This window comes from Actinoplanes sp. NPDC049681, assembly GCF_044465265.1.
In the GTDB taxonomy this organism is placed as follows: Bacteria; Actinomycetota; Actinomycetes; order Mycobacteriales; family Micromonosporaceae; genus Actinoplanes.
In genome coordinates this window covers 35,685-47,153 of sequence record NZ_JBITLP010000003.1, presented here as the reverse complement: position 1 = coordinate 47,153, position 11,469 = coordinate 35,685, and the positions used below count along the sequence as shown (strand labels likewise).

8 protein-coding genes are annotated in these 11,469 nt (G+C 68.6%); all 8 read right to left on the bottom strand.

The window, feature by feature from the left end; all coding sequences use genetic code 11:
- Window positions 1-9: 9 nt before the first annotated feature.
- Window positions 10-2,187: a hypothetical protein gene (locus ACIBO8_RS10070; RefSeq protein WP_396114805.1), complete on the bottom strand. Its 2,178-nt coding sequence runs from the start codon at window positions 2,185-2,187 to the stop codon at window positions 10-12.
- Window positions 2,188-2,201: 14 nt separating this feature from the next.
- Window positions 2,202-2,573, bottom strand: coding sequence for a hypothetical protein (locus ACIBO8_RS10065; protein ID WP_396115602.1), 372 nt, complete (start codon window positions 2,571-2,573; stop codon window positions 2,202-2,204).
- A complete protein-coding gene (locus ACIBO8_RS10060) occupies window positions 2,573-3,436 on the bottom strand; it encodes a MinD/ParA family protein (protein ID WP_396114804.1) in 864 nt (287 codons plus the stop codon). Before ACIBO8_RS10060 ends, ACIBO8_RS10065 begins: the two co-directional genes overlap by 1 nt.
- Before the next feature lie 1,060 nt (window positions 3,437-4,496).
- Window positions 4,497-6,452 carry an AAA family ATPase gene (locus tag ACIBO8_RS10055; RefSeq protein WP_396114803.1) on the bottom strand — a complete coding sequence of 652 codons (1,956 nt, stop codon included), beginning with the start codon at window positions 6,450-6,452 and terminating at the stop codon, window positions 4,497-4,499.
- The gene (locus ACIBO8_RS10050; protein WP_396114802.1) at window positions 6,449-7,027 is read right to left on the bottom strand and encodes a hypothetical protein; all 579 of its coding nucleotides are present in this window, start codon (window positions 7,025-7,027) and stop codon (window positions 6,449-6,451) included. Before ACIBO8_RS10050 ends, ACIBO8_RS10055 begins: the two co-directional genes overlap by 4 nt.
- Window positions 7,020-8,366 (bottom strand): dsDNA nuclease domain-containing protein, encoded by a 1,347-nt coding sequence (locus ACIBO8_RS10045; protein ID WP_396114801.1) that lies wholly within the window; start codon window positions 8,364-8,366, stop codon window positions 7,020-7,022. Before ACIBO8_RS10045 ends, ACIBO8_RS10050 begins: the two co-directional genes overlap by 8 nt.
- A gap of 431 nt (window positions 8,367-8,797) precedes the next feature.
- A complete protein-coding gene (locus ACIBO8_RS10040) occupies window positions 8,798-10,051 on the bottom strand; it encodes a cytochrome P450 (protein WP_396114800.1) in 1,254 nt (417 codons plus the stop codon).
- Between the two features lie 48 nt (window positions 10,052-10,099).
- Window positions 10,100-11,032, bottom strand: coding sequence for a hypothetical protein (locus tag ACIBO8_RS10035; RefSeq protein ID WP_396114799.1), 933 nt, complete (start codon window positions 11,030-11,032; stop codon window positions 10,100-10,102).
- Window positions 11,033-11,469 lie beyond the last annotated feature (437 nt).

The window sequence follows — 11,469 nt, the reverse complement described above, 5'->3', positions numbered from 1 at the left end:
ACGATTGGTCTAGATCGGCACGATGGGCACTTCGGCGGCAACGGCAGCAGCGCCCTCGCCGCCGCCCGCTTGAGCGCCCGAGCGACCGCCGGACTGCTCGCCGTCAGCTGACGAGTTCTTCTGCGGTGGGGTCTCCGGTCCCACTGCCGGTGCGGCCGCTGATGGCTCACCCGCCGAGGAGGCGCCTGCCGCAGCAGGTGACGGCGTGCCGGCCACGTCAGGCATTGGGGAGCTAGCGGCGTCTGCTCCACTGGGATCCGCACCAGTGCTGGCACTGCTGTCGCCCGCGCCGCCGGTGCCGACGCCAGTGAGATCGCCGGTGATGCCACCAGTCGGGTCGGCGGTCTGCGCCCCGCCTGGGGTTACCGGCAGCGACCCTTGAGAGCCGGTGGCATCGCCGGGAGCGGTGAGCCGTCCGGACGCCACGTCATGCTGCGCGCTGTGCGCACCCGACTGAATGCCATGGGCTTCCTCGCCGTTCCGGGTCTCACCGGCCCCGTCCTGCCCTTGCTCACTGCCGGCGTCCGTGGCGGTTTCCCCGACTTTCCCGCCGTCGGCACCGGTCGACGCGGCGTCGCCCATCTGCCGGCCGGTGCCCTCACCAACTCCGGCAGCGTCTTCAGCTGTCTCGACCGGGCTGGTCGGCACGCTCGCGGCGTTCTCGTCCATGACCCCGGCGGCACCGGACGCCGGACTTCCACCGCCGCTGGCGTCGGCGGCGCCGCCGCGGACTCCGTCGACGAAATCAGCGCCGAGCTGCAGCGGGCCCCCGGCGCTCGACAGGATGCCGTGGGCGTTGACGTCGGACAGGTATCCGTCCCACAGCGTCGTCAGCCGCAGCAGGATCCAGGGCGCCACCACCATCAGCCAGATCAGCAGCACCCCGCGTAGCGCGTTCATCAGGTCGTCCGACCCGTACGCCGACCGGGAACCGTAGATCCACAGCTCAGCGATGAAGAACTTGCTGCTGCCCAGGGCGTTCACCGTCCAGAACCAGCGGCGCCCCCAGTGCCGGGTCTCGTGCATGGCCTGCCCGGACATCGCGACCGCGCCGAACAGCGCGGCGCCGGTAGCCAGCAGCCCCCGGAACAGCATGATCACGAACAGCAGCAGCAAGCCGATGGTCGCCAGCACGGCCAGCAGCAGGGCGATGAACACGGTCCCGGCGCCGCCGGTGAGGTTGCTGAAGCTGGTCACCAGCAGCGACGGGTCGTACGGGCTACGCGCGTTCGCCTCGATGACCGCGTTGGTGGCCTGGTCCCAGGCCGCGACGATGGAGTAGGCCAGTCCGCCGGCGAAGGTGACCCCGACCACCGCCCGCACGAGGCCACCCAGCGACGCGACCGGGCTGGGCCCCGCGGTGGTGCGCAGCCCGTTGATGATCGTGGAGACCACGAAAAAGATGAAGATCAGCCCTACCATGACGCCAGCGAGGGAGTTGTAGGTGGAGTAGAACGCAGCGTCCGGCGACGAGATCGCGGTGACTGTGAAGACCCAGCTGGCCAGCTTGGACAGCAGAAACACCACGCCTTGCACCGCCGCGTCCACGAGCCCTTGAATGCCGGTGCGCACCCCGGTCGCCAGCGCTTCCTGGGCGCCATGCTGCACCTTGCAGTTGACGTCGGTGATCGGGCAGTCCGGTTGTTTCGGGTCCGGGTCGTACAGCTGCGCGGCCCACGTTGAAACCTGCTGCTGGCAAAAGCTGTACTTGAGGTCGACCGTCGGCTGCGTGTGGGACTCAGGGCTGTAGCCGGCAGGGAGCTGCGCGGCACAATTGATCAATCCGGTAGGGCCGGCGCCAGTGCTGGGGCCGTCCATCAGCACTGAGGCGGTCCCGTCGCGTGGGTTGCCGCTCAAGGTGATCGACGCTGCGGCGCATGACTGTTTGTCGGCGTCGCTGGTCGCTTTACTGCACTGGGTGACCCAGTGCGAGCGGCCCTGCTCGGTCGGTTTGTTGACGTGCACGGCCCACGGCATGCACCACACGACCGAACCGGGTGCTTTCGCCGCGCACGCGGCGTCGACGACCGGGCTCGACGGTGCAGGGCTCGGGCTGGGAGCCGCATGGGCGCGGACCGCCCCGCCGACCAGCATCAGGACCGTCAGCGCAAGAAGGAGTAGCCCGCGCGCGATGGCCGTCCGGCGGGAAACGCGGGGATCGGTACCGGCTTGGGCCGCCCGGGTCATGCACCTGGCCGTGGTCACAGCACCAGCAGCCCGGCGATGATGGCGGTGGCAGAGCCGACGATGATCGCCACGAGGCCGTTGCGCCACATCATGCTCTTGCCGCGGTCGGACACGATGTGGGCACCGAAAATGGGGCCGACGCCGAAGGCGATAGCCCCGGCGACCAGGCCGCAGAACGCGGCCACGATGCCGAGCCACATGACAGCGTTCATGATCGTGTAGAAGAGGCCGGACTTCGGAATTGCGGAGCCGTCGGGATGCACGCGCTTCCAGTCGAAGCCGCCGGGGCCGTTCGACGGCGCCGGAGTCGGCGCAGGCGCTGCCAGGACCTCCTGAACTGCGGCAGGTAGCCGCACGGCGAGCCACGCTGTCGCAGCTGTCAGCATCACGAACGCTCCTTGCCTGCACCGACGGGCAACTCGGCCCGGGGATCGGCGCATCGCTGGATTACCGCGTCCGCCAGCTGAACCAAGGCGCGGCGGGTCGGCTTGCGCAGGCGGCGCACGTCGATCGGTTCCGGGCGGGCCAGCTGCGGATCGAAGGGAATCGGCACCACCGCCGGAACCGATGTGGCGGCCTGCTGAATGACGGCGCGCACGCCGCGGTCGGTGGCCGGTGAGCTCGCCACGACCGCGAGCACGCCGCGGTCGGCGACCCGGCCATACCCGGCGGCGCGCAGATGGGCGACCAGCCGCATCGTGTGGTGCAGGCTGTCGGTGGTGGCCCGAGCGACCAGCACCGGTGCGTGCGCGGCCGCGAGGGTGCGCCACACCCCGGCGATCAGGGCGGGCATAACGTCGCAGACGGTCAGCGGATAGAGCCGGCGCAGGGCGTCGACGACCGCTGCCGCCTCGTCGTGGCGCGGCGGGCGACGGCCTTGCCCTTCGGCCTCGCCGACCAGTGCGAGCAATCCGGACGGGCTCCGCTGGGTCCACCGCGCGACCTCACGGCGGCTGGCCAGGGTGTGCAGGTCGCGGACGGCGTCCCACATCGTTCCCGCGCTCGAACGGCCGACCCGTTCGACGAGGCCACCCCATGGCACCGGGTGCATGTCCACGGCGATGACCGGACCTGGCACGGCGAGGGCGAGGAGGCCGCCGAGCGCGGCGACCAGCGTGGAACGGCCGACGCCTCCGTCAGCCGACGACACCGCGACCACCGCTGCCGGTTTCAGGGCGGCGGCGCCCAACCACACCCGTTCCGCGACGTCCGGCGGGCCGAACTCGTGCGGCACCGGACGCGCTCGCACAGAGATCGCCGCCACGGGTTCCCGGCCGCGCAAGTCGTACGCCGCCGCATGCGAGTCGGGCCCCTCGCCGCCGTGTTCCAGAGGCAGCGAATGGCGAGCAGCTACACCCGGCGCATTCATCGGGGTGTCCGGCGCAGCCGGGGCGGACAAGGACAGCACCATGCATCTCCCGGACGTAGGACGTGTCGGTCTGCACGGCCGACCACGGCGGCTGATGGGGGCAGCCGCCGTGGTCAGCTCGGCATCAGCCAGCGGGGTCCGGCCGGCAATCGACAGCTCAGAAAAGGGCATGCACCATGACGCCGTTCCAGGCGGATGAGCTCACACTTCTCGGTACGACCGGCGCCCCTTCGGACGCACATCCGTCGGCCGTCATGTCCCTCTCACACGCGAATCGCATGACGGGGGCTGCCTGTCGATTACGTATTCGACAATGCCGTGGCGTGCAGGAGGCCGGAAGCTGACCGGCCCTGTCTACCGCTGTCCCCGCGATAGGGAGTTGCGCCGTCGCCGCCGGAACAGAAGGACGCCGCCGCTGTGGGTTTCCACCCAGTTGCCGGTGCGTGGCTATATGGCGTCGAGGGGGCGCGCCGGATCGGTTCCGTTCTGCAGAGTGCAGCTATTTGGAATCGAGATGGCCTTTCACCTCGACGCCATCGCCGCAACACGGCGCATCGCGGTCACGGTATGTGACGATCGGGTGCGATCCCGAGTCGGCCGGGGGCGACATGCTGGTACGAGCAATGAGTTTTACGGTGGCCCTTCTCAGCCAAGTCGGTAACGGTAAGCCGGTTCCTATGTTGGTGGCCGCGCTGACGACCACGCCGAGCGCAACGGTCACAACCTGCAGCGTCAACGCCTAGCTACGCCGCCTCGGCGAAGGGCCGTCTCCCTGAGAGGCCATCACGTCATGATGGCAGTCGAAAACCACATTTGATGATCGACGAGCACGAATCGGGATAGCGCGGTCTGCCGCCTGCTCAACGTCGAGGGGCAGCTTCTCCCCAGCGTGCGCTCCGGACATCCCACCGGTTGCACCTAACCCTGGAGAGGTCGTGAGCTATTCGTCGTCAGCCGAGTCCTCGACTCTTCTGGTGGCCGCTGACGGCCCGGCGTGCCACACGCCGGGGATCATGGCGTCGTTTCCGTAGCCGAAACTGATGGTGTGGATGCTGTTCCAGTTCGCTCGGTTCGAGGGGGCGGGGAGGCTGTTGTCGGCGATGATCAGCTGGATGCGGGAGCCTGCAGCGTCGGTGATGTTGATGAGGCGTTCGTAGATGTGCTGACTGAGTTCGACGTCGCTTGGGCTTTGCCCGATGGCGTTCTGTGGAGAGTCGATCATGAGGAATGACGGTACGAGGATCTCGTTGTCGTCGAGCGCCACGGTGATCAGGGCGAGGCTGTAGGCGACGTGTACGGCGGTGGCGATGCCTCCGCCGGAAGCCTGCATCTCATGGAAGACGGATCCGTTGACGCGGGGCAGGTAGTCGTCGGTGCTGACGAAGGCTTCCTGGACGCCGGGGACGCCGATCATGGTGATTTCGCGTTTGAAGGCTTCATTGAACTTGCCGACGCGGGCGTGCGCGTCACTCATGGCTTGCTTGCGCTGCTTGATGTCGGCTCGGACAGTCTTGCGTTCAGCTTCTGCGGTGCGAAGTCGTCGTTCGCGGTCGGCGAATCGTTCCCGCGCGTTGGTCATCTCGTCGAGGCGGCCGAGGCGGGCGAGAAGGGTGGCATGTCTCGCGCTGAGTTCGGCGGTCTGGTTGAGCAAGGGGGCCGCGCGGTCGCGGGTGATGGCATCGACGCGTTGCCGGACGGCGCTCAGATGCAGTCGGGCGGTCCGGGCAAGGTCGGCTGCCCGTTCGGCTGCTGTTCGGTCTGCGGCGAGCAAGGCTCGGGTTTCGTCGATCTGGATCTGCAGTCGGTTTCGGGTTTCGTCGTCGACCTCGGTGGCGGCCAGGCCCGGCGGGTCGGGTTGCAGGCAAACGCGGCAATGGTCTTCGGGGATGGGGCGATGGTCGAGGTCTTGCAGGCAGCGGGGGCACACCGCGAACTCGAGGGTGCCGAGGATACGAGCGGCCACGTTGGATTGCTGCGCGCGTAGGTGGTCGAGTTCGAGCTGGGCGAGCACTGCTTGGCGAGCGATAACGGTATCGGCTCGGCGGGCTGCTTCGAGGTGCAGGTTGCGTTCTTCGGTAGCGGCGCGGTCGATGTCGGCGTAGAGCGTGTCGGCTGTGGCGCCGGTGGCGGCGGACTGGGAGGTGATGTTGTCGAGCGCTGTCCGGAGTTCGGTAAGGCGGACCAGGGTGTTGCGGCGGTCTTCGTCGATGCCGTCTTGTTCCGGTGTTTGAGTCTGCTCGAGGAACGCACCGACGGCGGCGACCTCGGCCTTGTAGTTGGTGATGTCGGTGTTGAGCTGCCCTTCGCGTCGTTGTAGGGCTACCAGCTCGGCATCGTTGAGGCCGAACATGAACTCGAACAGGGCGCGGCGGGCGCGGTCGGTGTAGGTCTCGGTGTGCCCGGCGATGGAGCGGTCGATGTCGACGGCTTCGACGTACAGGTACGCCATCAGGTTCTGGAAGGTGATGGCGACTGTGTCGGAGGTGGCGCCGCGTCGGCGGGTGGGGATGCGTTCGTGAGGGATGCCGAGCAGGTGAAGGAGGCGGTCGGAGATGGTCTCTGCGCCGTCGCGGCTTCGGACGGGCAGGGTCTCTTCCGTGTCGTGGGTGGTCGGGTCGACGAGCTCGATGTTCCCGCCCGGGTCCGGGATGTTGCGTGCCAGGGTGAGGCGGGTGTCATCGATTTGCATGTCGAGGACTACGCGGGTGACGTGGCGGCGTACGGCGGGGGTAAGAGCTGCGCGCCCGCCGGTGGCGTGTTTGATGAGCATCAGCAGGCTGGACTTGCCGGAGCCGACGGGGCCGATCAAGGCGGTCAGCGGCCGGTCGAAGGTGAACCGGCGGCTGGTGCTGGTTGTGTGGATCTCGATGGATCGGATTCGCAGGCGTTTACTCATGTGCCGACCTTGAGCAGGGCGGTCTCCATGCGGGCGATGGCCGGTCGCAGGAGTTGATCGAGACGGGCGGCGGGTAGGTCAAGTCGCTGATGCAGGAAGTCGGCGCGGTGTTTGGTTCTTGCCCATTCCGTGGTGGCGGCCAGTTCGCTTGCTGCGGTGCGGCCTGCCGGTGTGGCGATGACTTCGAGGGTGCGGCCGGGGACTTCCCTGAGGAGTTGTTTGCTGAGCAGCGCTCCGATGATGAGTGTGTATCGGTCGGTCCAGAGCCCGTAGCGTGAGCTGGCGAAGGCAATGTCGGTGGCGTGGCGTTCGGCGGGGACGGTGGCCGCTGTTGTTGGCCAGGTGGGGTGGCCGTCGAGGTTCATGAACTCGAGTACGGGCGGGAAGCGGAGCAGGAAGTCCAGTCGGGAAAGCCGCGCCAGGGCGCGCAGGCCGCGGGTGCGGCCGGAGAAGGCGGCGACGAGCAGCAGGACGCGAGCTTGGTGGAAGGCTGCTTCTGCGGCGATGGCGTGGGCTGCGGCTCGCTGGCGGCGCGCGCGTAGCTGCGCGCGGGTGCGGCGGTCGCGTTCAGGCATGGCTGGTTTCCGTGGTTCCTACTGGGTTGTCGGGTCCGGCTTCGTTGGGTGCCAGGAAGTCGAACTCGCATTGCTCGCTGAGCTCGAAGGCGACCCCCAGTGCGTGCTGGTCGTTCATGCGTAGCGGGGGTGGGTCACGGAACGCGGAGACGCGGATGTTGTCGCGTAGGTGGTGAAAGAGCGCCGGCCCGTACGGTGTGGCGCCGGATCGGGTGACGGCGTCTTGGGCGTCGAGGACTTGCTCGAGGACTTCGGTCTCAATCTGGAAGATGACGGAGGCGTCTCCTGGCAGGTCGGGCAGGCGGGAGCGGTGGGTGGTGTACCAGGCGGAGCGCCATCGCTCGGCGAGGCGGTGGGCGGTGACGGGGAGTCGGCCGTCGTTCATCTTGCGGCGCAGGTCGGCGCCCCCCGGTGCCGGTAGCAAGGCTTCTCCTGGCGGGACGAGAGGGACGTCGAGCTCGTTGATGGTGATTGTCTCGAGGATGCTCTGATCGAGTAACCGGCTGGCGAGCCGTTCTTCGCGTTCGGCGGCGGCTGGCCACATCGCCAGGTCGATAAGCTGCTGCGCCAGGTCGAGGCGGCGTTTGCCGAACGAGCGGGCGGTCTTCTCGACGAGCGCGACGACGCCTTCGTGGTACCGCTGACCTTCGTGGGTCCCCCATCCCCGGTCTTGGCGCAGGGGTAGCAGCTTGTCGACGATGGTGCTGGCGGCGATGTCGTCGCGGTGGGGCACGGCGATGAACGTCAGGATGGCGATGAAGCGGCTGACCGCGGACACGAGCGAGTCGCAATCATCGAGAAGATCCGCGCGTGCTGGTGGTTCGCGCTGGGGTATGGAGGGAGTGCGTTTGTGGCGGGCGACCATGAGGAACTGCCGGGTTAGCTTCTTGGCCCATCCGAGCAGGTCAGCGGGATCGCGCTGGGGGCTATCGCAGAGCTTCGACAGCTCAGCGGATTGGCCGTCGCCTTGTGTCAGGCCGGCGTTGCTGACGTGCAGAACGCGGATGGTCCGGCCGGAGGCGCTGACGGCGAGCCAGCGGTCGAACAGGTGGGTCAGGCCCCCTTCGCCGCAGAGGTCAGCGATTGACCAGGTACCGCGGTTGCGGCCGCGGTGCTTGACGGAGGCGAGGTCGAGACTGCCGTCGCCGAACATGACGATGAAGTCCTCGTGGTGTTCACAAACCACAGCGGTGGGGCCGTTGGGGTCGAGCAGGCCGTAGCACCACCTGGCGATGACCTCACACTGGAAGCGGAAGTTTGCTTGGGCCTCGGCGCCATCGTCCTCGGGGCTGTCCACGATCTCGAGAATGAGTGGTAGCGCGCCTTGCTGATCGTTCAAGCTGGCCCTCCCCCGCACAGCGAACACCAGTCAGCGCACGGTCACGCAATGACTGCGCTGCGCTGTCATTCGTACCTGATGTTGCGCGGGCCGTAAAGGCGGAAAGGGGTTGGGCTGTCACCTCCGCTCCTTGAACGAGCCGGGACGGCCTCAGACGCGGGGATGCGGTCGCGCGCGCCCCGAAGGCCGAAGGGGTAGCGGGCCGTCCGGTTGAGGGTGCGCCGATGATCTACGACCGGCATGTCGCTCCGCTGCTGGCCGATCTCCGCGAGCTAGGCCTGGTGCAGTGGTCGGTGTCGAAGCACATAGCACAACGGCAAGTCTGCTTTCCTCCGCCGCAGCGTCCAGCGCATCCGTCGACATCGCTTCGGCCCTGACGACTGCATGATCAGATGTCGTCGATCGGACATTCGCCGCGGCGTGGCCGTGCCTCAAGAGCTGTGGCGGGCCACGGGGCATCGCGCCGGTCGCTGCTGCACCGGTAGAGCTGTGTGCTGGCGCAACGCTGCGCTGGGTGTGAACTGTCGCTGGAAGCCGCCATCAAGTGTGAGGTCGGGCAGCCGGCGGGCCAGGGTCCGCAGCGCGGTGGTCAGTTCGAGACGGGCCAGGGCGGCGCCGATGCAGTAGTGCGGGCCGGCGCCGAAGGCCAGGTGCTGACCGGCGCGGACCCGCAGCGGGTCGAAGGCGTAGGGCTCGTCGTAGACAGCGGGGTCATGGTTGGCGGCGCCGATGAGCACGAGGCAACGGCTCCCGGCCGGGATGGTGACGCCGTCGAGGGTGACTTCGGTGGTGGTGTAGCGCAGCCAGCCGTCGATGGCAGGGCTGTGCCGCAGCGTTTCCTCGACGTGCAGGCTCAGGGAGTGCTCGTCGTTGGCCAGCCGAGCCCATCGGTCGGGTTCGGTGAGGGCGTGGTCCAGGGCGTGGCCGAGGGCGCCGGCGGTGGTTTCCCAGCCGGCGCCGACGATGTTGAGCGCCAGCGCGGCGATCTCGGCGACGGTGAGGTGGGCGTCGTCGTTGTGGCGGTAGCGCAGCAGGTCACCGATCAGCCCGCTGCCGTAGTTACCGCTGTCGGCGCGAGCGGTGACCGCGTCGGCGCAGTACCGCCACAGCGCGACAGTCGACTGGGCGTACGCGAGCTGGGCGTCGGGGGTGGGGTTGCCCCAGGCGAGCTGGGAGAAGTCGTCGGTCCAGGCGCGCACGTCGGCGGCGTCGGTGAGGGGCAGGCCGAGGACGTCGAGGATGACGTACAGCGGCAGGTGCACGGCGAAATGCATCAGGTCCGCGGTGCTCTGCTGCTCCAGGTCGGTGACCAGGCGGTCGACGCGGGCCTGGATGAGCGCTCCCCATTGCTGCTGCGCTCGCACGGCCGTGGTGGGAAACAGCGCGCGCAGGATCGCGCGGGTGCGCAGGTGCTGCGGCGGGTCGGCAGTGACGGCCACGGCCGGGGCATCGAGTGCAGCGAGGATCGCGCCGGCCGGTGCGCTGACCTGCGTGATGGGGACCAGAGTCCTCGCATTGCTGAAATGGATGGTGTCGGACAGAACATCGCGGACGTTGTCATGCCCGGCGATCAGCCACATGCCGAGCTCCGGGTCGTAGCTGACGGATGCTGAGGTGGCCAGCATGCGCCGCCAGGTCGCGGCGGGATCGCGGCTGTAGGGCTCGCTGAACGGATCGAGTCGCATGGGCGTTCCTTGAGTGATCGTGGAGTGGGCTGGGCCCCTCGGGGCAGGTCAGCGGACGCAGATGCGCACGAGGCAGCCGGGTGCGACGGCGTCGAGGACGGTCATCGCAGCGGCGGGCACACCGATGCAGGCATCGTTGTGGAGCTCCGCGCCTGTCGTGGGCTGGGGGCAGATGGTGGCCAGCCCCGGCTGGTCCGCTCGACCGTGGGTGGCCAGGCGCAGCAGTATCGGGGCCGTGTGGGGTGTGCGGCGCACAATGGCGAGCAGGAAGGTGCGTCCCGTGGGAAGCCCGGTGCTGGGGGTGGTGGCGGTAGGCCAGGTGCCGATCGGGCGGCCGTCATGCAGCAGCTGAAGTCGCGCCGTATCCAGGTGGACCAGGATTTCGTGACGGCTTGCTGCGCTCGTGACGCGGGTGGCGTCGAGCCTGCCGGATACGCCGTGGGGGCGCGCCGGCAGCAGCACGCGAAGCCACCCGGGTTGCTGCTCGATGACGGGCAGCCAGGTCTCACCGCCCGGGTGTGCGGGCCGGATTAGAGCGAAGGGGCGGCCTGAGCTGTCGAACAGCGGCAGTGGGGCGCGTGGGTGAACCACCACACCGGTCCCTTTGTGGTGGCGGTGCTCGTCGATCGGTGCATCGGGCAGCACCTGCTGCCCGTCGGCGTACGGGAGGTCGTTGGCGGATGCGGCGGTGAGGAATGGGACCGGCGCCGGACGTCGCCGCGCGGGGCGTACGGGCTGAGCTTCGGCGCCGCGCCGGCCGGTGAACATCAGCAAAGTGCCGAGTCCAGCCGCCAGCGCGGCCGCCGCAGCGATGCCGCTGCGACCGGCGGTGATGCGGTTAGCCGACATGCCGATGGTTGCGGAGCCGGAGGTGGGTGCTGCGATGTCAGGCCGCGTCGGCGAGGCCGAGGCCGGGGCAGCTGTTGCCGCGGCGATCGGGGCCGCGGCCAGCCGGCACGCCGTGAGGTAACGCAGGTGCATGAGCAAGCAACCTCTCGCAGAGACAGCGCCGCGGGATAGCGACGCGGAGATGGAGCGCAGTGGTCAGGTAGCTGCGTCGGGCGCTGTCGCCTCGGCACGTCGGCATGCCAGGACGAGAAGGAGCCGGGCGAGTGTCTTGCGGCGGTGCCGGGGCAGTCTGGCCAGGCTCGAGGCCGGGATTGGCAGGTGAGCCGGGCGGGCTAGCGGTGCGTGAGACTCGGCCCGCGATCCAGGTTGGGAAAGGGCGCCGGATTGCTCAGCGCCTTCAGTCTGGGAAACGTCGACCACGGATTCGACCCTCCGCGAGATTGCCTCGCCGAGGTAGCTGTCTGGGGCTGTCCGGGGCTGTCTGCTGCGCCGCCTTGACGCGCGGCGCGCCGCCCGATATGCAGCTTGCAACCGAACGGGATGCCGCCACGGGGCGTGCGAATCGGGCA

Bases quoted from the DNA above. Each gene is read 5' to 3' on its own strand.
- ACIBO8_RS10065 (WP_396115602.1), bottom strand. From the start codon at position 2,573: ATGCTGACAGCTGCGACAGCGTGGCTCGCCGTGCGGCTACCTGCCGCA.
- ACIBO8_RS10070 (WP_396114805.1), bottom strand. From the start codon at position 2,187: ATGACCCGGGCGGCCCAAGCCGGTACCGATCCCCGCGTTTCCCGCCGG.
- ACIBO8_RS10050 (WP_396114802.1), bottom strand. From the start codon at position 7,027: ATGCCTGAACGCGACCGCCGCACCCGCGCGCAGCTACGCGCGCGCCGC.
- ACIBO8_RS10055 (WP_396114803.1), bottom strand. From the start codon at position 6,452: ATGAGTAAACGCCTGCGAATCCGATCCATCGAGATCCACACAACCAGC.
- ACIBO8_RS10035 (WP_396114799.1), bottom strand. From the start codon at position 11,032: ATGCACCTGCGTTACCTCACGGCGTGCCGGCTGGCCGCGGCCCCGATC.
- ACIBO8_RS10040 (WP_396114800.1), bottom strand. From the start codon at position 10,051: ATGCGACTCGATCCGTTCAGCGAGCCCTACAGCCGCGATCCCGCCGCG.